General features: G+C 58.1%; 21 protein-coding genes. 6 read left to right on the top strand and 15 right to left on the bottom strand.

The window, feature by feature from the left end:
* Positions 1 to 18: 18 nt before the first annotated feature.
* The gene (locus tag ACQ4N7_RS00385) at positions 19 to 1,239 is read left to right on the top strand and encodes a type II secretion system F family protein (RefSeq protein ID WP_430709645.1); all 1,221 of its coding nucleotides are present in this window, start codon (positions 19 to 21) and stop codon (positions 1,237 to 1,239) included.
* A gap of 113 nt (positions 1,240 to 1,352) precedes the next feature.
* Here the strand turns inward: ACQ4N7_RS00385 and ACQ4N7_RS00380 are convergent, their stop codons facing one another.
* The 9 genes from ACQ4N7_RS00380 to rpaB form a co-directional block, all read right to left on the bottom strand.
* On the bottom strand, positions 1,353 to 2,480 hold the full coding sequence (locus tag ACQ4N7_RS00380) for a geranylgeranyl reductase family protein (protein ID WP_430709644.1): 1,128 nt from the start codon (positions 2,478 to 2,480) through the stop codon (positions 1,353 to 1,355).
* 33 nt (positions 2,481 to 2,513) lie between these two features.
* The gene (locus ACQ4N7_RS00375; protein ID WP_430709643.1) at positions 2,514 to 3,512 is read right to left on the bottom strand and encodes a homogentisate phytyltransferase; all 999 of its coding nucleotides are present in this window, start codon (positions 3,510 to 3,512) and stop codon (positions 2,514 to 2,516) included.
* Between the two features lie 162 nt (positions 3,513 to 3,674).
* On the bottom strand, positions 3,675 to 4,685 hold the full coding sequence (locus tag ACQ4N7_RS00370) for an AI-2E family transporter (RefSeq protein WP_430709642.1): 1,011 nt from the start codon (positions 4,683 to 4,685) through the stop codon (positions 3,675 to 3,677).
* A gap of 64 nt (positions 4,686 to 4,749) precedes the next feature.
* A complete protein-coding gene (locus ACQ4N7_RS00365; protein ID WP_430709641.1) occupies positions 4,750 to 5,055 on the bottom strand; it encodes a DUF2288 domain-containing protein in 306 nt (101 codons plus the stop codon).
* A 93-nt stretch (positions 5,056 to 5,148) separates the two neighbouring features.
* Entirely contained in the window at positions 5,149 to 5,787 is a 639-nt protein-coding gene (locus ACQ4N7_RS00360; protein WP_430709640.1) for a lysophospholipid acyltransferase family protein, read from the bottom strand.
* A gap of 67 nt (positions 5,788 to 5,854) precedes the next feature.
* Positions 5,855 to 6,745: an ACP S-malonyltransferase gene (fabD, locus tag ACQ4N7_RS00355; RefSeq protein WP_430709639.1), complete on the bottom strand. Its 891-nt coding sequence runs from the start codon at positions 6,743 to 6,745 to the stop codon at positions 5,855 to 5,857.
* A gap of 66 nt (positions 6,746 to 6,811) precedes the next feature.
* Complete coding sequence (locus tag ACQ4N7_RS00350; RefSeq protein WP_430710051.1) at positions 6,812 to 7,795, bottom strand: beta-ketoacyl-ACP synthase III; 984 nt, start codon at positions 7,793 to 7,795, stop codon at positions 6,812 to 6,814.
* Between the two features lie 15 nt (positions 7,796 to 7,810).
* Positions 7,811 to 8,845 (bottom strand): phosphate acyltransferase PlsX, encoded by a 1,035-nt coding sequence (gene plsX, locus ACQ4N7_RS00345; protein WP_430709638.1) that lies wholly within the window; start codon positions 8,843 to 8,845, stop codon positions 7,811 to 7,813.
* 51 nt (positions 8,846 to 8,896) lie between these two features.
* On the bottom strand, positions 8,897 to 9,625 hold the full coding sequence (rpaB, locus tag ACQ4N7_RS00340; RefSeq protein WP_026072530.1) for a response regulator transcription factor RpaB: 729 nt from the start codon (positions 9,623 to 9,625) through the stop codon (positions 8,897 to 8,899).
* A gap of 292 nt (positions 9,626 to 9,917) precedes the next feature.
* Here rpaB and radA point away from each other — a divergent pair, with 292 nt between their 5' ends.
* Positions 9,918 to 11,432: a DNA repair protein RadA gene (gene radA, locus ACQ4N7_RS00335; RefSeq protein WP_430709637.1), complete on the top strand. Its 1,515-nt coding sequence runs from the start codon at positions 9,918 to 9,920 to the stop codon at positions 11,430 to 11,432.
* 137 nt (positions 11,433 to 11,569) lie between these two features.
* Positions 11,570 to 11,842, top strand: a complete 273-nt coding sequence (gene grxC, locus ACQ4N7_RS00330) for a glutaredoxin 3 (RefSeq protein ID WP_430709635.1) — start codon at positions 11,570 to 11,572, stop codon at positions 11,840 to 11,842.
* A gap of 78 nt (positions 11,843 to 11,920) precedes the next feature.
* On the opposite strand, the gene hpf is transcribed toward grxC, so the two are convergent.
* Entirely contained in the window at positions 11,921 to 12,574 is a 654-nt protein-coding gene (gene hpf / locus ACQ4N7_RS00325) for a ribosome hibernation-promoting factor, HPF/YfiA family (RefSeq protein ID WP_430709634.1), read from the bottom strand.
* A 154-nt stretch (positions 12,575 to 12,728) separates the two neighbouring features.
* Here hpf and lipB point away from each other — a divergent pair, with 154 nt between their 5' ends.
* A complete protein-coding gene (lipB, locus tag ACQ4N7_RS00320; RefSeq protein WP_430709633.1) occupies positions 12,729 to 13,412 on the top strand; it encodes a lipoyl(octanoyl) transferase LipB in 684 nt (227 codons plus the stop codon).
* On the opposite strand, the gene ACQ4N7_RS00315 is transcribed toward lipB, so the two are convergent.
* Positions 13,381 to 13,974, bottom strand: coding sequence for a DciA family protein (locus tag ACQ4N7_RS00315; RefSeq protein WP_430709632.1), 594 nt, complete (start codon positions 13,972 to 13,974; stop codon positions 13,381 to 13,383). The genes lipB and ACQ4N7_RS00315 overlap by 32 nt on opposite strands.
* 101 nt (positions 13,975 to 14,075) lie before the next feature.
* Between ACQ4N7_RS00315 and ACQ4N7_RS00310 the strand changes: the two genes are divergently transcribed.
* Positions 14,076 to 15,656, top strand: coding sequence for a metallophosphoesterase family protein (locus ACQ4N7_RS00310; RefSeq protein ID WP_430709631.1), 1,581 nt, complete (start codon positions 14,076 to 14,078; stop codon positions 15,654 to 15,656).
* 109 nt (positions 15,657 to 15,765) lie between these two features.
* Positions 15,766 to 16,353, top strand: a complete 588-nt coding sequence (locus ACQ4N7_RS00305) for a DUF924 family protein (protein ID WP_430709630.1) — start codon at positions 15,766 to 15,768, stop codon at positions 16,351 to 16,353.
* Positions 16,354 to 16,404: 51 nt separating this feature from the next.
* Here ACQ4N7_RS00305 and rppA read toward each other — a convergent pair whose 3' ends face one another.
* The 4 genes from rppA to glpK all read right to left on the bottom strand — a co-directional run bounded on the left by rppA (position 16,405) and on the right by glpK (position 20,601).
* Complete coding sequence (gene rppA / locus ACQ4N7_RS00300; RefSeq protein ID WP_430709629.1) at positions 16,405 to 17,082, bottom strand: two-component system response regulator RppA; 678 nt, start codon at positions 17,080 to 17,082, stop codon at positions 16,405 to 16,407.
* 49 nt (positions 17,083 to 17,131) lie between these two features.
* Positions 17,132 to 17,590: a DUF29 domain-containing protein gene (locus tag ACQ4N7_RS00295; protein ID WP_430709628.1), complete on the bottom strand. Its 459-nt coding sequence runs from the start codon at positions 17,588 to 17,590 to the stop codon at positions 17,132 to 17,134.
* Positions 17,591 to 17,650: 60 nt separating this feature from the next.
* Positions 17,651 to 19,018 carry an aspartate aminotransferase family protein gene (locus ACQ4N7_RS00290; RefSeq protein ID WP_430709627.1) on the bottom strand — a complete coding sequence of 456 codons (1,368 nt, stop codon included), beginning with the start codon at positions 19,016 to 19,018 and terminating at the stop codon, positions 17,651 to 17,653.
* 68 nt (positions 19,019 to 19,086) lie between these two features.
* Positions 19,087 to 20,601: a glycerol kinase GlpK gene (gene glpK / locus ACQ4N7_RS00285; protein ID WP_430709626.1), complete on the bottom strand. Its 1,515-nt coding sequence runs from the start codon at positions 20,599 to 20,601 to the stop codon at positions 19,087 to 19,089.
* Positions 20,602 to 20,670 lie beyond the last annotated feature (69 nt).

The following is a 20,670-nucleotide window of genomic DNA, read 5'->3' as shown; positions in this document are numbered from 1 at the left end:
CCACTGAGCCATTGAGCTATGCCTACCTACGTTGCCATTGGTCGCGATACCAGCGGAGCCCAGCGCAAAGAGCGCATTTCCGCTGAGACTCCTAGCGATGCCCGTAATCTTCTCAAAGATCAGGGCCTCTACGTAATGGACCTGAAGGAGGAGTCTGGGTTCAACCTTGACCTGGAGAGTATCAAAACCTCCATGACTAAGGTGACCGTAAAAGATAAGGCCATCTTTTCTCGGCAGTTTGCGGCTCTGGTCAATGCGGGGGTAGCCCTGGTACGGGGCTTGGGGGTACTGGCAGATGACTGCACTAACCCCAAACTGAAGAAGGCGCTGCTGGCAATCAATGCTGATGTACAGCAGGGTACCAACCTGTCAGACGCTATGCGCAAGCATCCGGCCTGCTTTGATAACCTCTATGTGGCGTTAATTCAGGCTGGGGAAGTTGGTGGTGTACTGGATGAGGTGCTAAACCGCCTGGCCAAACTGCTGGAAGATCTAGCCCGATTACAGAACCAAATTAAGTCGGCCATGGCTTACCCGGTGACGGTAGGGTTTTTGGCTGTGATTATCTTTGTCGGTATGACGGTATTTTTGCTGCCGATCTTTGCCGACATGTTTGAGGATCTTGGTGCTGACCTGCCGGTCTTTACGCAGGTCATGATGATGATTAGCCGCTTTTTACGCCAGCCCCTGAATTGGGTGTTTATGGTAGCGGGAATTTCGGCGGCGGGCTTTGCCTACAGGCGATACTACGCTACCTTGAATGGCCGTCGAGTGATTGACCGACTGTCTCTCAAGATGCCCCTGTTTGGCGACCTGATTCAAAAAACAGCTACAGCTCGCTTCTGCCGCACGTTTGGCTCACTGTCGAAGTCGGGGGTGCCTATTTTGACGGCCCTAGAAATTGTGCGCGATACGGCTGGTAACCAGGTGATTGCTGAGGCTGTAGATGAAGCCCGTAAAGATGTGCAGGGCGGCGGCATGATCAGTCTGGCGCTTCAAAAGCATGCGGTCTTTCCAACCATGGCCATTCAAATGATCAGCATTGGAGAAGAGACCGGGGAACTGGACGCCATGCTGATGAAGGTAGCTGACTTCTATGAGGATGAGGTTGAGCAGGCGGTGAAAGCGCTGACCAGCGTTATGGAGCCGCTAATGATTGTTGTGCTAGGTGGCATGGTGGGCTCGATTTTGATCTCGATGTATCTACCGATGTTCAAGATCATGGATGCGATTGGCTAGGGTGCGATCGCGTCTTTGGGCATTCGCTAGCTTTCACGTTGAACAACTAGTAGCCAAGGCAAAATTGCCTTGGCTTTTGCTTTTGTTTCGGTTTATGGAATAAGACCACAGAACTAAGACAACAGCCCGGCACTCAGGCGGTGAATCGCGCGGTTAGCTACTTCGCTGTAGCTCACTTCCCCACAAAATACCTTGACCATAGTGAGGGTACTGGACGGACGCTTCACCCCTGCCCGGTAGGCTAGGTTAGGGGCCTGGTAAACTAAACGGGCTAGGCGCTTGGCCCAGCGCATTTCCTCCCCCCATTCTTTGTTCATGGTCTGGGTGTAGTCTGCTAGGGCGGTATCGCGGCCCTGAATTGCCTGGGCGATCGCCTCGGCTGCCTTCATACCGCTAAAGATAGAGGGCCGAATTCCCTCAGCCGTGAAGGGGTCTACCACGCAGGCGGCTTCCCCCGCCAGCACGGCTCGGTGGGTATGGAGGGTTTGGGGGCCGTCCCAAAGGAAAATGGGGTGGCCAAAGTGCTGCACAGCCCTGGCATCGACATCAAACGCGGCGGCATAGTCGGCCACCGGAGTGCGCAGATCCTGCTTGCGCTGTGCCCCAGAGCGAAACACCCCGCCCCCAATGGAGTAGCCATCGGCTTTGGGAAAGTTCCACAGGTATCCCTGTTGAAGCAGTCCCAGGTCAAAATGAACCACCGGATCTTGGGGAACTTCCAGGCGGGGTTCGGCCTCGAGGGCGGCAGCTAGCTGATAGTTGCGGTTGGGGAAGCCTAACCACTTAGCCATCGCCCCCCTCGCCCCATCGGCCGCGATGAGAAAGCGCCCCTGCACCGGCCCCTGGCTGGTGCTGACCTGCCAGTGGTCAACTAAATTTTCAATCCCCTGGGCTTTGGTGCCATCCCACAGGGTAGCCCCCTGTTTTTGAGCCTGCTGGACGATGAAGTGGTCAAACTCATCGCGTCGCACCATCCAAAGCGCCTTTTCGGCAGGCAACTCGGCCTCAACCGGGTCGCTGAAGTTAAAGGTATAGCGAACCTTGCGGACCTTGACAGAAATAGCTGGGGAGAAGTCAAAGTCAAACCATTCAGCTACCTGAGGCGATACGCCGCCGCCGCAGGGCTTATAGCGGGGCAGTTTGGCGGCATCGAGCAGCAGTACCTGGTGGCCTGCTTTGCTGAGATGGTAGGCAGCGGTGGCTCCGGCTGGGCCAGCCCCTACGATAATGCAGTCGTACATGGCGCTAGGGTCCTTTACGCTAGGCTACTGAGCTTAGACTAGCCAGCAGGCCAGGGGAAATATGAGGTATTGCAGAAAAAACAATTTCCAGATGAACTGGTAGAACTGGGGATAGGTCAATTTGCCCTGCCCGATAGCCGCTTGGCCGGTGTAGGGTGACCGCCTGCTTATCCACCACAGCAGCGCCAGCACCAGCAGGTGTGAGCCAGCCAAAAATTGTTGATTGATACCAGTCAGCCAGGGAGCCGCCAGGGCCATACCCAGATAGCAGAGGGTAAGTATACCCAGGGCCAGCTTGAACACAGTGCGCTGTCCCAGCTTTAGCGATAGCGTACTAATGCCGTAGCGGCGATCGCCCTCAATGTCGGGAATATCTTTGAATAGAGCGATGGCGATGCTAAATAGCAGAATGAAGACCGTCAACGCCCAAACTTTGCCCGGCACCGTGAGAGAAAGATTCAGGCGATCGCTGATGTGCAGAAACAAGCCCAGGTTTACAATCGCCCCCCGTACCGACAGAATGCACACCGAAGCCCAAAAGGGAAACCGCTTCAGCCGCAGGGGCGGCAGCGAGTAGGCCGTGCCAATAGCCAGACTGAGGCCCACAGTGGCCAGCAGCCAGGGGCCACCAAGCAGGGCTAGTACTATAGCTCCCAGGCCCGCCGCAGCTACGATCAAGCTGCCATCAGCAACCGAAAATTCGCCGGCGGCCAGGGGCAGGTGGGGCTTGTTGACGCGATCGATAGCAATGTCTTCGAGTTGGTTAAGCCCGACGATGTAGAGGTTGCCCAGTAGGCAGGCCGCTACGGTCAACCCTACTATCTTCAGAAGTAGCCCAGGGGCCGGAATATCATCACTCCCTAGGTCGGCTAGCGCAATGGCGGCAATGCCTAGCACGCTGAGGCTGGTGCCGATGACGGTATGGGGTCGCCAGAACTTCCAGAGGGCATACAGCCAGGATAGGGGAGCCTGGGTAAAGCGCAGCCGCTTCCCCTGAGGAATAGAGGAATCTGGCGGAGCAGCGTTGGGCATAAGTCTCAGGAGATCACCAAGGGGGTTCAGTGTTCTAGCTTATCGGCTGATGGCGTGTTTAAACCCTATCCAAGTCCAGAAGTAGAGTACTACCGGTGAGAAAACTACAGATCCTGAGCTGGACTTGGTAAATTGGTTTACCTGTGCCAGATTCGGCTGTTTTTAGTCTTGGCTGGGTTTGCCCCGCATAGCTTCAATATCGAGCCAGGTAATGATTACCCCAGCGACGGGTACCGCCAAAAAAAGCCCCAGTACCCCTGCTACAGTCGCACCAACAATTAGCGCAAAAAACATGACTACTGGGTTAATGTCTAAAGAATCTTTCATGACGTAGGGCAGCAGCAGGTTTTCTTCGACCTGTTCTACCGCAACGCAAATGACGACCGCCTGAATGGCTAACCACACGCCTTGTGATAGCAATAGTAACGTCACTATTCCTATTCCCAATGTGGCACCAATCCCTGGTATTAGATTAAACAAACCAGCAATAAAGGCCAGCACAAGCGGGAAGGGCATGCCTAAAATCGCGAATACCACAAAGGTAGTGGTAATAGAAAACACGGCCAGCAGCAGACGCCCCCAAAAGAATCCCAGCAGATTGTGCTGAATTACGGTGTTGAACCGGATTTTATTGCGGATGGGTAAATGATTGAGTAACCACCACCAAATCTTGGCTCCATCGAGCATCATGAACAGGGTAACTACTGCAATTAGGATGGCGAGCACTAGGTTAGCCAGGGTTGATTGCAGTAGCCCCAGCCCTGTGGTGAGAATCGCTACGGCCTGATTTTGCAGCTGAGGTTCTAGACCCTGTAAATTGATAGGAAGATTTAGCCGCTCTAAAAGATCTTCGAAACTGCCAAGCCAGGGGGTGACTGAGGCAGAAAAATTTTGCACGCTAGCGGCCAGCTGCTGACCCTGTGAGACTACAGCCATGCCCAGCGTCAGCGAAAGGCCAGTGACAACAGCTAAACAGGTCAGAAATACCGCGATCGCCGCCACTCCACGCGGCATCCACTGGCTGAGCCAGCTGGCCGGGTAGTTCAGCAAAAATGCCAGAATAGTGGCGGTTACAAACACTACCACCAGCACCTCAAAGTAGGCCAGCAGCTGAATCGCGGCCCAGCCACTGGCAAACAGCAGCAGAAAACGGATCAGGGTGCTGGTGCTCAAAATAGCCCAGAGGCGGTCTCGATCCTGAGGTTCTCTTCCTGGGGAACTCTCACTCTGATGCTCCTCAGTTTTCATCAGCAGCAGGATCCTGCACTAGCACAAAGGGTTGCACGATCAGGGATTGAAACTGTTTTTTAGCCGTTTGATCCCAAATTTCGAGCTGAAAGGGTGAGGGTTTGGTGAGCAGGGCCTCAGCAATCCAGCGATTGACCACAGTGACATTGTCGGTAGCGATCGCGACTCCCACCTCAGCTAGATCCAAACTTTGATCGACTACCACGACGGCCCCTCGGTTGGCGTGGGGGCTAATCCAGGCCCAGTCGGCGGGGGCAACCATTTCTGCGAGTTCGTGCTTAAGGTCTTGGGTCATGGTGGCAGGAGGTGCGATCGCGGGTCTGTTTTAGGCTATCAGATGGGAGAGGGGGTGGGTGAAGGGATGATGAGTAAGTGAGTAGGAAGAGCGCTAACGGCCTAGGTCATGGAGGCGGTGAATTTCGGCGGCGCACGCAGCCGTGATTGATTCCAACCCGGCTCGGTCGTTGGAGAGGGGCGGGGCGATCGGAGTACCAATGCGAATGGTGAGGGGCACAGGGCGCGGGATCGCAGACCCTTTTTTGAAAATACGCTGGGTACCCCAGAGGCTGACGGGCAGCAGCGGGGCTTGAGCTTTGGCGGCAATCAGCGCTGCCCCAATTTTTGGCTCTGGAATGCGACCATCGGGCGTGCGGGTGCCCTGCAGAAAGATGCCCACGGCCCAGCCCTGCTCAAGCTGCTTGAGGGCCTCACGAATGGCGCTGCGATCGGCACTGCCTCGCTTGACCGGATACGCTCCATAGAGGCGAATGGCCTGCTTTAGTACGGGCACCTCAAACAGCTCTTCTTTGGCCATGTAGGACACCGGGCGGCGCACGGCGGCGGAGAGCAGCGGCGGGTCGAAGTCGCTGGCGTGGTTGGCCACCACAATCAGGGGGCCAGTTTTGGGTACCTGATCGGCACCATAGACCCGACCCCGAAAATACAGGCCCAGCATAGGACTCACCACCGACCATTTAAATAGGTGGTACCACAGCAGATTGACGGGCGGTTCGCGATCGCGGCTCATCAGGGTGATTATGGAGTTTGGATTTGTGATTTTGAAGTCATGGCAGGGCTGCGTGGCAGAGTTTTTCTTAGTGCATGAAACCGTTTACCTGCTCCAAATTGCCCACATTCACCAGCGCTAGCTCTTTGCAGGTGCGCTTGGTGAGCCCGGTCAGCACGTTGCCTGGCCCTACTTCTACCACCGCATCAATTCCTAAGTTTGGCAGTGCCAGCGTAATTTCGCGCCAGCGCACTGAGCCGGTCATCTGCTGCACCAGGCGCTGTTTCAGCACCGTCCCATCGGTAGCAGGGGTAGGGTCGACGTTAGAGAGCACCGGCACCTGGGCGGAAGCGAAGGGTACTGGCTCTAGCACCTGCTGAAAGGTAGCGGCAGCATCCGCCATTAGCGGCGAGTGGAAGGCTCCGCTGACATTCAGCTTCACGGCGCGCTTGGCCTTTACACCTTCCATAACGGCGGTGACGGCCTCAGGCGTTCCTGAAATGACTACCTGACCAGGATTGTTGTCGTTGGCTAATACGACTCCAGGCGTCGCCTCAATTTTAGTGGCCAGTTCATCGGCATCAAAGCCCAGCAGAGCCGCCATCATGCCGTCAGATGTCTGGGCCATCAGCTCGGCCCGGCGCTGCACCAGGGTCAGCCCGGTAGCGAAATCAAAGACTCCGGCAGCGTAGAGTGCTACGTATTCTCCCAAGCTGTGGCCTGCTACTACGGCAGGTTGGTGACCCTTGGCTTTAAGCAGGTCAACCAGAATGCTTTCGATGACATAGAGACAGGGTTGGGTGTAGAGCGTGCTGGAGACCTTGTCATCGGCATCTTGCACGATGTCGAGCACCGACCAACCCAGCACCGACTGAGCCTGGGCGAAGCGCTCCTGGGCCAGGGAAACTGTTGCTAAGTCTGCTCCCATGCCAACCGCCTGGGACCCCTGCCCAGGAAACACCCACGCTGCGTTTGCCATGCCAGTACCTTACTTACTCTGCAAAGCAATACTGTCTCACAAAACGTTCGCCTGAAACAGGTGCGGTTAGAGCCACTGAAGAATGGCAGAACCCCAGGTAAGGCCGGCCCCAAACCCAGCGGTAGCGATGACATCGCCGGGCTGAATTTTACCCGCCCGCACGGCTTCGTCGAGGGCGAGAGGGATGGAGGCGGCAGAGGTGTTGCCGTGGCGGGCCATATTGCTGACTACGCGATCGGAGGGAACACCGAGGCGATCGGCTACGGCATCGAGAATGCGCTGATTGGCCTGGTGCAGCACCATCCAGTCAATATCGGCAGTGGTTAGACTGGCCCGGAAAAGGGCTTTTTCGATCACTTCGGGAACGCGGCTGACGGCAAATTTATAAACCTCGCGCCCGTTCATCGTGATCGGCGAGAAGGTGCCCATCTGAACATTAATATTCCCCACCAGTGGGGCTGGTTCGGGTTGATAGGCCAAGTTAAGGCAGTGGTTGAGGGTGCCGTCGCTGCACAGCTCAAAGCCCAGCAGGCGATCGCGCTCAGCCGCCCGCAGCACCACCGCCCCGGCTCCATCGCCAAACAGCACACAGGTGGTGCGATCGTCCCAGTCAGTCCAGCGAGAGAGTACATCGGCTCCAATCACCACTACGGTCTTAAACACGCCGGTGCGAATGTACTGCGCCGCCGTGACTAGGGCAAACACAAACCCAGAGCAGGCAGCCGTGAGATCAAAAGCTACGGCTCGGGTAGCGCCCAAGGCTGCCTGCACCTGGCAGGCGGTGCCAAATAGGTCGTCAGGCGTTGAGGTAGCGAGCAGAATTAAATCCACCTCCTCGGCGCTCTGATCGGCCATAGCCAGAGCATTTCGAGCAGCTTCAGTCGCGAGGGACGAGAGGGAATCTGTAGCCGCAGCTAAGTGACGCTGACGAATGCCGGTACGGGCCGCAATCCACTCGTCGGAGGTATCAACGCGCTGGCTGAGCTCGTCATTGGTGAGTTGTACGGTTAGACAGGCCGAACCACTGCCCACCAGTGACACACCGGGCATAAACTGTTCCACGGGTTATTCTCCGTCTGCTGCGGGCATGGCTACCCGCTGATACTGAGCCTGAATGCGGTCTTGAACGCGGTTGTCGACGGCTTCTTTGGCCAGGCGAATGGCGTTGAATACCGACGGCGCTTGGGAGCTACCGTGGCTAATCACCGTGACCCCAGCGACCCCCAGCAGCAAACCACCGCCGTGTTCGGCATGGTCTACCCGCTGCTTGATGCGGCGCAGGTTAGGCTTCAAAATTGAGGCTCCAACTTTGCCACGCACGCCCTGGGGTAGCTCTTCGCGCAAAATTTGCAGCACCGACTCGCCTACGGCCTCAGCAAACTTGAGCAGCACGTTGCCGACAAAGCCGTCGCAGACCACCACATCAAACTGCCCGGAGAGAATATCGCGCCCCTCGGCATTGCCCGCAAAGGGAATGTTGGGGTTTTCTTCTAAAAGCTGGTGGGCTCTGAGGGCGGCATCGTTGCCTTTGCTGGGCTCTTCGCCAATGTTGATCAGCCCGACGCGGGGGTGCTCAACCCCAAGCACGTAGCGCGAGTAGATGGTGCCCATCATGGCGAACTGTTCTAGATACTTGGGTCGGCAGTCTACGTTAGCCCCCACGTCTAAAATCAGCACCGATTTATTGGCCACAACGGTCGGGAATACGGCCCCGATCGCCGGGCGGTCGATGCCCTTGAGCCGTCCCAGACGCAGCAAAGCGGCCGCCATCGCCGCCCCCGAGTGCCCTGCCGATACGACGGCATCGGCCTCGTTGCGCTTGACCAAATCCATCGCCACGTTAATTGAGGCCTGGGGCTTGCGACGCAGAGCGCTGAGGGGCTCTTCGTGCATTTCAATACTGCCTTCGGCGGGCACAAGCTCGATACCCTGGAGCTGATCGACATTGGCCGTAGAAGCCTTGATTTGATCGATATCGCCGACCAGGGCGACATCGACATCTAGCTCAGCCTTGGCGCGAATGGCCCCTGCGACAATTTCGCCAGGGGCAAAGTCGCCCCCCATCGCGTCAATGGCAATGCGTGCCCGGTTAAAACCCATCTGCTAAATCTGTTAAAAACCTGAGCAAATTCTAGCAGACTACCCTGCCGACTATTCTTCGCCCGGTTCCACTATCCGCTGAAACAGGTAACCGGTACCTCGGGCCGTGAGAATGAGTTCGGGGTTGCTAGGGTCGTCTTCGAGCTTGGCCCGCAGCCGCGAGATATGCACATCGACCACGCGGGTGTCGACGTGGCGCTCGGGGGTGTAGCCCCAGACTTCTTGCAAAATTTCGGAGCGGGAGAAGGGCTCACCAGATCGACTGACCAGCAGCTCAAGCAGGCTAAACTCCATGCCAGTCAGACGAATGCGCTCGTCGCCCTTGTAGACCTGGCGCTTGTTGGTATCGATGCGAATGGTATTGACGGAGATGACGCCGGAGCTGGGAATGCCGGTCATGCCGGTTTTATCGACCCGTCGCAGCACCGAGCGAATGCGGGCCTCTAGCTCTTTGGGCGAGAAGGGCTTGACTACATAGTCGTCGGCTCCCAGCTCTAGGCCGGTGATGCGATCGGCCACATCGCCCAGGGCCGTGAGCATAATAATAGGAATATCAGATTCTTTGCGCAGCTCCTGGCAAACGCCGTAGCCATCGAGCTTGGGCATCATTACATCGAGCACCACCAGGTCGGGGGCGGCATTGCGAAAGGTTTCCAGGGCTTCTTCGCCATCGGCAGCGGTGACAACGTCGTAGCCAATCATCGACAGGCGAGTTTCGAGGATGCGCCGAATGCTAGCTTCATCGTCGACCACAAGAATTTTTTCTTTGTTGTTTTCCAAGGCTTTCAAAGCTCCCTACGTAACGTCATATTCTATAAATAATCGCAACGTTTAATGATTAACTTTTGAAAGCTAATTAGTCGATTGCGCTGTGTGGCAAGAGGCCCCGCTGGCAAGGTGGCCCCAGCTGCTGCTGAGGCAGGGCCTGAAACATTTGTTTATTCTATTGTGTATTGATTCATGCTGAATGCCAGAAATACCTGTGCTTCAAGCTTTTTTAAGGTTTGTTGCGGTCTAACGGTACTGCTGGCGACATTACAGAGTGGTCTAACTCAGTCATAGAAAGGTGGCAATGGCGAAGTCGCGCTCAATTTTCATCTGCAATGAATGTGGGGCAGAGTCGCCTCAGTATTTTGGTCGCTGCCCGGTTTGCAACAGCTGGAACTCTTTAGTAGAGCAGGTGCAACCGGCCAAGGAAACCACGGCGAGGGCTTCGGCACTGGGGCGTAGTCGGGGTACGTCTACCGCCACTAAGGCCAGCCAGCCGCGCCTGGCGATGACCCTCAACCAAATCCAGGATCATCCTCAGGCGCGGCTGCCCTCGGGCTACGGTGAGCTAGATCGGGTGCTGGGGGGCGGCATTGTGCCAGGATCACTGGTGCTGCTGGGGGGTGATCCTGGCATTGGCAAGTCAACGCTGCTTTTGCAGGTGGCCAACCAGCTGGCGGCCCGACAGCGGGTGCTGTACGTGTGTGCCGAAGAGTCGGGCCAGCAGGTAAAGCTGCGATGGCAGCGGTTGGGGCCGGTGGGGGCCGGAGAGAATGAGAGGAGTGGGGGAGAGAAGGCAAAAGGCAAAGGGCAAAGGGCAAAAAAAGAATTAGTTGAGGATCCAGAAGACTACGAGCCCTCTGGGCTGGAGGCGGTGGATTCGCAGCTGTTTTTGCTGCCGGAGATTGACCTGGAAACGATTTTGATGGAGCTGGAGTCGCTGAAGCCAACGGTGGCAATCATCGACAGTATTCAGGCGCTGTACTACGCGGCACTGACTTCGGCACCGGGGTCGGTTTCGCAGGTGCGGGAATGCACGTCCGCGCTGATGCAGCTGGCGAAGCGGGCGAATATTTCGCTGTTTATTGTGGGACACGTAACCAAGGAGGGGGCGATCGCAGGCCCGAAAGTGCTGGAGCACCTGGTCGATACGGTGCTGTACTTTGAGGGCGATCGCTTTGCCAGCCACCGCTTACTGCGATCGGTGAAAAACCGCTTTGGGGCCACCCACGAGCTGGGGGTGTTTGAAATGGTCGATCGCGGTCTGGCCGAGATCAGCAACCCCTCAGCGCTGTTTTTGGGCAACCGCGATGAGCAGGTGCCGGGCATTGCCACCATCGTCGCCTGTGAGGGCACCCGCCCCCTGGTGGTAGAACTACAGTCGCTGGTTAGCCCCACCAGCTACAGCTCACCCCGGCGTTCCACTACGGGCATTGAGTACAACCGGCTGCTGCAAATTTTGGCGGTGCTAGAAAAGCGGGTGGGCATTCCGCTCTCTAAGCTGGATGCCTATGTGGCCTCGTCGGGGGGGCTGGCGGTGGGGGAACCGGCGGCGGATCTGGGCGTGGCGATTTCGGTGGTGGCCAGCTTTCGCGATCGCCTGGTCGACCCTGAACTGGTGCTGATCGGCGAAGTGGGGCTGGGCGGCCAGGTGCGGCCCATCTCGCAGCTGGAGCTGCGGCTAAAGGAGGCGGCCAAGCTGGGCTTCAAGCGGGCGATCGTGCCCAAGGGGCAGTCGGTGAAGGTGGACGGATTGGAGATTGTGGCGGTATCGCGGGTGGTGGATGCGATCGCCCACGCGCTAAAAGGAAGCGGCTAGCGGCGTTTGGGTTTGAGGGTTCTCAGGGTAGGACGAGGGGAATTGACCTAAAACCTCAAACCTGCGGCCCTTACACCTAGCTAACGTAAAAGACTAAGATAATGTAAAGAACTTGAAACATTGCCCGGAGGCGTGCCATGAACCCCACCGTCGAAATTTATACCTGGAGCAGCTGTCCCTTCTGCATTCGCGCCAAGCGGCTGCTCGATCAAAAGGGTATTGACTACACCGAATACTGCATTGACGGGGATGAGGCAGCCCGCAGCGAAATGTCTAAGCGGGCGAACGGACGGCGATCGCTGCCGCAAATCTTTATCAACGATCACCACGTAGGCGGCTGCGACGATCTGTTTGCCCTCGATGCTCAGGGCGGTGTAGAACCCCTGCTGTCGGCCACTTCCGCCAGCTAAGAAACTGTCATTCAAAAACAAAAGCCCCAGGTTTCTTAGCGAAATCTGGGGCTTGGTATTGGCGATAAACGCCAGGGACTAGCTATGGGCAGTAGCTTCAGCCGGGTGCTTAGCCTTGCTGCCGTTGCCGTTGAAGTGACCGTTTTGGTTGGCCTTGCGGGGTTGAATTAGGCCATAGCCGCCGTGGTTGCGCTCATAGATCACGTTCATTTCCTGGGTTTCTGCGTTGAGAAACATGTAGAAATCGTGATCGATTAAGGCCAGTTGCTCCAGAGCTTCTGTCACGGTCATAGGGGCCATGGCAAAGTACTTGGTGCGAATGACCTCGTCGGGCAGCTGAGGCTCACTGGTGCTGAGCACGTGGGTAACATCGGTGGTCGGGGCTTCGTTGAGATAGGCTTCGGTCGTTTTGCCCAAATTGCCCTGCATGCGGTTGTTGCGCTTTTCCTTGAACTTGCGCAGCTGACGACTGATTTTGTCGGCGACCAGGTCGATGCTGGCGTAGAGGTTTTCGCTACTTTCCTGGGCTCTGACAACGGCACCGTCTACAAACAGCGTGACTTCGGCGGACTGACTGGCCCCAATTCTGGGGTTTTTGGCAACAGACAAATGAACGTCTACTTCGTTGGTGAGGTGTTTGAAGTGGCTCACCGCCTTGAGGATTTTTTGCTCTACATGCTCCCGAATCGCGTCTGTGATCTCAATATTTCTGCCATGGATTACCAGCTTCATAAAGCGGACTCCTTGATACGTCGGCTCATGGTTTCACCCTAACACCTTGTATTCTGCACAACAGCGTCCGTTAGAATCCTTTGCATGGGTTGATAATTCTTGATTGCTAAACCCTGAGAAATAGAGCATTTGCGCTAATTTACGGTTGACAAGCATGGAGCAAAACGGTTGGGGATCAAGCCCATTCTGCGATGTCTACAGCCTGGGGTTAATGCCCTTTGCCGATGTTTGGACATTGCAAAAAAACTTAGTGCAGAGTCACCGCGACTCGCCTCAGCCCGATCGCCTGCTGCTGGTTGAGCACCCTGGGGTGTACACCCTGGGCCAGGGCTCAACGCTAGATCATCTCAAGATGCCTGCCGAGGCGCTGCCCTACCCGCTGTTTCGCACCGAGCGGGGCGGCGAAGTGACCCACCACTGCCCCGGTCAGCTGGTGGGCTACCCCATTCTCAACCTCAAGCAGCACCAGAGCGACCTGCACTGGTACCTGCGTCAGCTAGAAGAAGTGCTGATTCAAACCCTGGCCGCCTTTGGCATAGCGGCGGGGCGGCAGGCGGGGCTGACCGGGGTTTGGGTGGGCAACCATAAGCTGGCTGCAATCGGCATTAAGGTCAGTCGCTGGGTGACGATGCATGGCTTTGCGCTGAACGTATGCCCTGATTTGAGCGGGTTTGCTGCGATCGCCCCCTGTGGCATTGCCGACAAACCGGTGGGCAGCCTGGCCCAGTTTTGTCCAGGCATTACGGTGGAGGCGGTGCAGCCCGTCGTTATCGCTAGCTTTGCTCAGGTATTTGGCGTTAAGCCCGTTATACAGAATGCCTTCCCACCGGGCCTTTAAGATTTTTGACGGCGCAAATGCTGCACCGTCCCCAGCGCTTGAGTTCACCTATGGGGCAGTGGCACTGGCACTGGGGGCAAAGGGGCTGCTGGGCGGACAGCTGCTGGGTCATGCCTGCCCAGCGCTCAAAGCTTTCTGCGGGCGTTTGGGGCCGCTGGAGCGATCGCGGAATAGCTCGGGGTTCGTAGCTGGGGTGCTGCCGCAGCCACTCGGGCAACTCTGCGGGAGCTGAAGCTGGGGCAGCGGTGATTTTACCGGCCTTACTTTGCCGGTACCAGTCGCCGCTAGAGAAGCGAATGTCGCTGAGGTTGAGGTTGAGGCGATCGTTGAGCTTGGCCAGAATGCGCAGGCGCTCCAGGGTCAGCGTCTGCGCCCACATGGGGTTGACCACCGCCACATGCAGCACGTCCTGGTCGAGGCGCACCGGGGCCGCCTGTCGGGCTACCCCTTCGCCGACTACAGCCGTCCAGTGGTTGAGCACCTGCCGAAACTGCCCCCGACTGCGCCAGCGGGGCTGCTGCTCTAGCTGGCGAATAACGGCGTGGATAGAATCGAGAGGCATGGGTGAAGAGCAATTTTAAGGAAGTCAGTTTACCCTGAGTTTACGGCGCTTTTTCGTTAGGCCAGCTATTTACCGCCACGCAACCATCATTGGCAGGACCCATGGCTTCCATTCTTGACCCGCCCATTTTGCTCAAAGTCGCCAAAATGAAGGAGCGCGTGTGTTGGCAGCACCCGGCCCTGAGGGAACGCCAAATCGACCAAACCCGCCTGATTTTAGACGATGGCCGCAGCGAGGATAGAGAATTCTCATTTCTGGTGATTGGCGACAGCGGCTCTGGGCCGCACCCCGACCACCACCCCCAGCGCCGGGTGGCCCAGCAGATGCTGCCCCATCTGCAAGACTGCCGCTTTTTACTGCACACGGGCGATGTGGTGTACCAGGTCGGCTCTAGCGAACAGTATCCAGAAAATTTTATCAAGCCCTACCGGGAGTGGCTGGTGGGGGGCGATCGCCCCAATCAGGTGGCCTTTGACGAAATGCTGTTTCGGTTTCCGTTTTTGGCCGTGCCGGGCAACCACGACTACTACAACTTGCCCAGGCTCTACAGCATTTTGGTGCAGCTAACCCGGCCCATCCGCAAGCTGCTGCGGCTCAACCTCAACCCCAATGTGGGCTGGCGCGGCTCTGGGGTGGGCGATGCCTACGCCCGCGCTTTTTTGGATTATTTGAGAGGGCTGTCAGACGATGAGCTGGCGGCCCACCTCGATCGCCACTACGGCCCCTGGGATGACAAAACCTGGGGACTGCGCTATCAGCCGGGGCAGTTTACCCGCCTGCCCAACCGCTACTACACCTTTCGCTACGGCGGCATCGACTTCTTTGCCCTCGACTCCAGCACCTTTAACGACCCGGCACTGTCGCCCCAGCGAACGAGCAGCAGCCGCTACCACCAGCAGCTTGTGGCCCAGCGGCAGGCCATTCTGCGCGAGCAGCAGCAGGTGCGCGACGAGGCTATTCATCTACAGCCCGGCGACCCGCACACCCAGGAGCGCCTCGACGACCTCCAGGCCAAAGTCGAGCAGCTAGAAGAAATGCTGCTGGATATTGAGAAACAGGCCAACCCGGGGCCAACCACGCTGGTCGATACCGAGCAGCTGCTGTGGCTGCGGGACGGGCTAATCGCCTCCTGGCAGGACAAGTCGGCGCGGGGGCGCGTGCTTTTTTTTCACCACCCGCCCTACGTGACGGAGGCTACCAAGTGGGGCCAGGCCCAGACCATGGCCATTCGCCAAAACCTGCGCTGGGTGCTCGATCAGGTGGCGGCGGCGGTGCCCGAAATTAGCACCGATCGCCCCCCGGTCAACCTGGTGCTCAACGGCCATGCCCACTGCTTTGAATACCTCAAAACCGAGGCCACAGGCTACGCCGACAGCCACATGAACTATGTGGTCTGCGGCGGCAGCGGCCTCAGTCTCAGGCGGCAGCGGCCCGAAGGCACCATGCTCTACGAACCCCTCGGCACCGATCCCGACGGGCAGGTAGCGTTTCGGCTGGTGGCCAAGTCGCAGCTGTATATGGGGCTGACGGGCCACAAAACCGAGCGGCGGCGGCCCTATTCGTTTGTGCGCATCGATGTTAGGGGGGATGACTCGCCGCAGTTTGTGCTGACCCCTTATATATCGGAGCGCTTTCATCAGGGGTGGGAGGATTATGCGATGGATCCGTTGGTTTTGAGTTAGATGGGGAATGGATGGGTGGATGGGTGGATGGGTGGATGGGCAGGTGCGTGGGTGTGTGAGAGGGCAGGGGAGAGGGGGGAGAATCAGATTATGTGGCGGGGTGAGTGAGATGGAGCGGGTAGAGGAGATTCTGCGGTTTTGGTTTGGGGATTCGGCGGATCCGGAGGGGGAGTATGGTCAGCAGCGCAAGGTGTGGTTTAAGAAAGACTCAGCCTTTGATGATGCGATTCGGCAGCGATTTTTAGGGGATGTGGAACGGGCGATCGCGGGTGAACTGGACACTTGGCGATCGCAGCCCCGCTCCTGCCTGGCCCTGGTGCTGCTGCTCGATCAGTTTCCGCGCAATCTGTTTCGAGGGAAGGCGAAAAGTTTTGCGGGCGATCGCGCCGCCCTGGCCACCGCCTACTACGCCCTCGATCGCGGCTACGACCAGCAGGTGCTGCCGGTGGAGCGCATGTTTTTTTACCTGCCTTTGGAGCACAGCGAGAATTTGGCCGATCAGGAGCGCAGCGTGGAAGTGGTGCGATCGCTCCACGCTGCCGATCCCGAAAAACTTGAATCCACCCTCGACTACGCCCTGCGCCACCGAGACGTGATTCAGCGCTTTGGCCGCTTTCCCCACCGCAATGAAGTGCTGGGGCGAGAAACAACACCAGAAGAAGCAAAGTTTTTGCAGCAGCCGGGGTCGAGGTTTTGAATTTTGAACCTCAATGGAGTACCGAATTCAGAGTTCAAAATTCAAAATTGGCTATCCGCCCAGCCGATAGCCCTTGCCGTAAACCGTATGAATAATGGGCAGCGTGCCTTTGGGCTCAATCTTGCGGCGCAGCAGGCGCATTTGGGCGGCGACTACATTGCTGCTGGGGGCTTCTTGATCGCCCCAAACGCCCTGGTAAATTTGCTCGTGGGTGAGCACCTGATTGGCGTGGCGCAGCAGGTAGGCCAGTAGGCGGGTCTCTTTTTCGGAGAGTTCGGCGGGCTGGCCCTGGCGGTGGGCGCGCTGGTTGGCTTCATCCAGAATTAGATCGCCGTAGGTGAGGCGAGAGGGGGGGGCTGACTCTAGATTGGGCGATCGCCGCAGCAGCGCCCGCACCCGCGCCAGCAGTTCGCGCAGCTCGAAGGGCTTGACCAGGTAGTCGTCGGCTCCGGCGTCGAGGCCATCGACGCGATCGTTAAGGGTGTCTTTGGCGGTGAGAAAGAGAACGGGGGTGCTGTCGTGGCGCGATCGCACCTCTCTACAAATCTCCAGCCCGCTCAACCCCGGCAGCATCCAGTCGAGAATCAGCAGGTCGTAGCCACCCTGCCCGGCCAGATCACGACCCGTTTCTCCATCTGTAGCAACATCGACTTCATATCCCTCACGGCTGAGCAGGCGGCTCAGCGGGTCAGCCAGTTCTACTTCGTCATCAACCAGCAGAATCTTCATGGGGAGGTGGCGGGCGAGGGGGTGGATGGGTGGATGAGTGAGGGGTACTTTAACGCCAGGGTTCCTCGGTTAGTAACGCTTGTAGATCTCTGTTGTAGGGATATGCATTGGGGAATTCGCTAGTAGGGTAAGCGGTTGAGGCTTCTGCTGAAGCATCCTGATAGACCTCATCCAGCACGTTCTGAAAGTAGCCTTTAAGGCTGGGGGATTGTTTGAGCAACCGCTTGAGGGCGTTGCGTTGCTCCACAATCGTCAGCTGCCAACCGCGATAGTCATTGGGTGAGTTGACGTAGCAGCGCTTGAGTAAATGGACGAGCAAAACGCTGAGGCGACTCTCTAGTTCTCGCCTGGCTGACTTACCCAAGTCCTCAATCTCCTCAATCAGCCCTTCCCAGTCGAGTTGATCAACATCTCGCGTTTTTAGACAGGCAACAGTAGCCTCGACCCAGCGGACAAAGTCCTCATCGTAAAGCTGATGCAGCGGCGTTTGCAGCGGAGTCTTGGGCATAGCACCAAGGCCTTAGAAAACTATTCATCAGTTTACGCTACGCCGACGGGAGCTTCTCAGTTACAGACAGTCTCCGATCGCCTGCTCCAAAATGGCTAATCCTTCATCCAGTTCTGTCTGGGTCACGGTGAGCGGCGGGGCGATGCGCCACACTGCGCCCATGCCGGGGAGGGCGGTAATGTTCATGCTCAGCCCCAGTTCCAGGCAGCGGCGGGTAATGGCGGCCCCGGTTTCGGGGTCGGGTGTGCGGGTGGTGCGATCTTTCACCAGCTCTACCCCCAGCAGCAGGCCATGACCGCGCACATCGCCGATTGCCTCGTAGCGATCCTTGAGCTTGAGCAGGCCATCTTTCAAGTAAGTTCCCATCGTCACGGCTCGCTCCGCCAAGTTTTGCTGGGTCAATACCCGCAGCACCGCCAGTCCGACTTGCGCTGGCATGGGGTCAGACACGTGGGAGGTGTAGAAAACAAAGCCTTTCTCGTAGCAGTCGGCCTCGATCGCCTCGCTGGTGACGGTTGCGGCCAGCGGCAGACCACCCCCCAGGGTCTTTGACAGGGCCAGAATGTCGGGCACCATGCCCAATTGTTCAAAGGCAAAGAAGCTGCCCAGGCGACCAAAGGCGGTTTGGGCTTCATCTAAAATCAGCAGCATACCCCGCTCCTGGCAGTAGGCCTGCAACCGCTGAAAGTAGCCCTCGGGTGGCTCCACGACGCCCCCGGCGCTGAGCACCGGCTCGGCAATCACGGCGGCATAGGCCCCCACCGACTGGCTGTCTACCAGGTCAAACCCCACCTCCAGGCAGGTCATATCGCACTGGTCTTGGCAGTGGCGAATGGGGCAGCGGTAGCAGTTGGGCGTGGGCAGGGCCAGGTTGCCGGGAATGGTAGGCCCGTAGCCCTGGCGGGCCGAGACAAAGGTGCTGGCCCCAGCCCCGGCGGTCATGCCGTGCCAGGAGGCACTCAACCCGACCACCTCAAAGCCGCCGGTATGCAGCTTGGCCATACGCAGGGCGGCTTCGTTGGCCTCGCTGCCGGTGTTGAGAAACAGAGCCTTTTGCAGGTTTGGCGGCAAGATCTGACAGAGCGACTGGGCCAGCTCGACCACCGCTGGCGACAGCATGCCGCTGAACAGGTGCAGCACGTCCTCACAGGCTTTATGGATGGCTTGCACGACATCGGGGTGGTTGTGGCCCAGGGTGGCGCACATTTGCCCGGAGGTGAAGTCGAGAATTTTGCGGCCCTGGCGATCGTACAGATAGCTGCCTCGCGCCCGCTCGATCAACCGGGGCGCAAAACTACCGCCGTAGCGCACCAGGTGATGCTCAACAATGTCCCACATTTCCGCTTCGGAGGGGGCGGTTGGCGGTTGTGAGACGGAACTGGCTGTCGGGGCAGGCGTAAGGCTGACGTCGTGGATAGAGTCGGGCATGGTAGCAGCGGCAAAGAGGAATATTCCCCTTAGATTAGCGGGAATTCCACTGGCTGCAGCTCTGACGGCTAGCAAGCCCAGTTTTTGGCGCGTTCAACGGCTTTCATCCACATTCCGAAGTTCTCTTGAGCAGTGCTCTGCCCCGCACCGGGCTCGAACACGCGATCGATGGGACGGCTCTCCACTAGGGTGCGGTAGTCATTCCAGAAACCGACGGCTAAACCGGCGGCAAAGGCTGCACCCTGGGCGGTGACATCGAGCACCTGGGGCCGCTCGACCGGAATGCCCAGCACATCGGCCTGAAACTGCATCAGAAAGTCGTTGTTGCAGGCCCCGCCGTCGACCTTGAGCTGGCGAATCGGGGTGCCGCTATCCTGATTGACGGCATCGACGACTTCTTTGACTTCGTAGGCGATCGCCTCTAGCACCGCCCGCACCATATGCTCACGCTGGACCCCGCGCGTCAGTCCCAAAAACGCACCACGAGCGCTCATGTCCCAATGGGGGGCACCGAGACCGCTGAGGGCGGGCACAAAATAAACCCCGCCATTGTCGGCGGCTTGTCGGGCGACAATTTCGGTTTCGGCGGCGCTGGAGATCACCTGTAGGCCGTCGCGCAGCCACTGAATGCAGGCCCCAGCGGTGAACATGCTGCCCTCGATCGCATAGCCAATGTGGGGCTGCTTCGCATCGCCCGTCGCCTCTGACCAGGCCACAGTGGAGAGCAGCTGATTCTGCGATCGCACTACGTCATCGCCCGTGTGGGACACCAGAAACGCGCCAGTGCCGTAGGTGCACTTGAGCAGGCCGGGGCGATCGCAGCCGTGGCCGTAGAGAGCGGCCTGCTGATCGCCAAAAATAGCCGTAATCGGAATTTCGGCTCCAAAAAGCCCAGCATCGGTGTGGCCAAACACGCCAATACTGGGCTTGATCGCAGGCATCATGTGGGGCGGAATGTCGAACAGTGACAGCAGGGTGTCATCCCACTGGCCGCTGGCGATATTGAGCAACATGGTGCGGCTGGCGTTGCTGTGGTCGGTGGCGTGCACCTGCCGCCCGGTCAGGTTCCACAGCACCCAGCTATCCACGGTGCCCGCCAGCACCTGGTCAAAGTCCGCAGGGGGGTCCATTTCTTTCTTAGCCTGCTCCAGCAGCCAGGCCAGTTTGGTAGCCGAAAAGTAGGCGTCGAGCACCAGACCGGTGCGATCGTAGATTTCCTCGGCCTTACCGGCTTCGCGCAGCTGGTTGCACAGGGGTGCCGTACGGCGGTCTTGCCAGACAATAGCGTTGGCCAGGGGTTTCCCGGTGCGGCTGTCCCACAGCAGGCAGGTTTCGCGCTGTACGGTCAGGCCAATGGCGGCAATATCAGTGGGCTTGAGCCCGGCTTTAGAAATGGCAGACCCAATGGCCCACTCAATTTCTTCCCAAATTTCGCGAGCGTTGTGCTCAACCCAGCCCGGCTGCGGATAGTACTGGGTTAGCTCACGGTAGGCCTGACCTGCGATCGCGCCCTCCCGGTCAAAAATAATCGCTCGGTTGCCGGTGGTGCCCAGGTCAAGGGCCATGATGTAGTTGGCAGTCATTATGTCGGTAAGCTTGCAGCGCCAAAAGCGTAGCAAATTATGCCAAATCTCGCCTCAGCCTTGAGAGGG

The sequence above is a fragment of the Nodosilinea sp. AN01ver1 genome, assembly GCF_050565655.1.
GTDB lineage: Bacteria > Cyanobacteriota > Cyanobacteriia > Phormidesmidales > Phormidesmidaceae > Nodosilinea.
The sequence above is the reverse complement of the archived record's forward strand: the minus strand, read 5'-3'. Positions and strand labels throughout refer to the sequence as shown.

Bases quoted from the DNA above. Each gene is read 5' to 3' on its own strand.
- ACQ4N7_RS00365 (WP_430709641.1), bottom strand. From the start codon at position 5,055: ATGACCCAAGACCTTAAGCACGAACTCGCAGAAATGGTTGCCCCCGCC.
- ACQ4N7_RS00380 (WP_430709644.1), bottom strand. From the start codon at position 2,480: ATGTACGACTGCATTATCGTAGGGGCTGGCCCAGCCGGAGCCACCGCT.
- ACQ4N7_RS00385 (WP_430709645.1), top strand. From the start codon at position 19: ATGCCTACCTACGTTGCCATTGGTCGCGATACCAGCGGAGCCCAGCGC.
- ACQ4N7_RS00290 (WP_430709627.1), bottom strand. From the start codon at position 19,018: ATGCCCGACTCTATCCACGACGTCAGCCTTACGCCTGCCCCGACAGCC.
- glpK (WP_430709626.1), bottom strand. From the start codon at position 20,601: ATGACTGCCAACTACATCATGGCCCTTGACCTGGGCACCACCGGCAAC.
- grxC (WP_430709635.1), top strand. From the start codon at position 11,570: ATGAACCCCACCGTCGAAATTTATACCTGGAGCAGCTGTCCCTTCTGC.
- rppA (WP_430709629.1), bottom strand. From the start codon at position 17,082: ATGAAGATTCTGCTGGTTGATGACGAAGTAGAACTGGCTGACCCGCTG.
- ACQ4N7_RS00360 (WP_430709640.1), bottom strand. From the start codon at position 5,787: ATGAGCCGCGATCGCGAACCGCCCGTCAATCTGCTGTGGTACCACCTA.
- plsX (WP_430709638.1), bottom strand. From the start codon at position 8,845: ATGGGTTTTAACCGGGCACGCATTGCCATTGACGCGATGGGGGGCGAC.
- ACQ4N7_RS00315 (WP_430709632.1), bottom strand. From the start codon at position 13,974: ATGCCTCTCGATTCTATCCACGCCGTTATTCGCCAGCTAGAGCAGCAG.
- ACQ4N7_RS00305 (WP_430709630.1), top strand. From the start codon at position 15,766: ATGGAGCGGGTAGAGGAGATTCTGCGGTTTTGGTTTGGGGATTCGGCG.
- ACQ4N7_RS00310 (WP_430709631.1), top strand. From the start codon at position 14,076: ATGGCTTCCATTCTTGACCCGCCCATTTTGCTCAAAGTCGCCAAAATG.
- lipB (WP_430709633.1), top strand. From the start codon at position 12,729: ATGGAGCAAAACGGTTGGGGATCAAGCCCATTCTGCGATGTCTACAGC.
- radA (WP_430709637.1), top strand. From the start codon at position 9,918: ATGGCGAAGTCGCGCTCAATTTTCATCTGCAATGAATGTGGGGCAGAG.
- ACQ4N7_RS00295 (WP_430709628.1), bottom strand. From the start codon at position 17,590: ATGCCCAAGACTCCGCTGCAAACGCCGCTGCATCAGCTTTACGATGAG.
- ACQ4N7_RS00350 (WP_430710051.1), bottom strand. From the start codon at position 7,795: ATGCCCGGTGTGTCACTGGTGGGCAGTGGTTCGGCCTGTCTAACCGTA.
- ACQ4N7_RS00375 (WP_430709643.1), bottom strand. From the start codon at position 3,512: ATGCCCAACGCTGCTCCGCCAGATTCCTCTATTCCTCAGGGGAAGCGG.
- hpf (WP_430709634.1), bottom strand. From the start codon at position 12,574: ATGAAGCTGGTAATCCATGGCAGAAATATTGAGATCACAGACGCGATT.
- fabD (WP_430709639.1), bottom strand. From the start codon at position 6,745: ATGGCAAACGCAGCGTGGGTGTTTCCTGGGCAGGGGTCCCAGGCGGTT.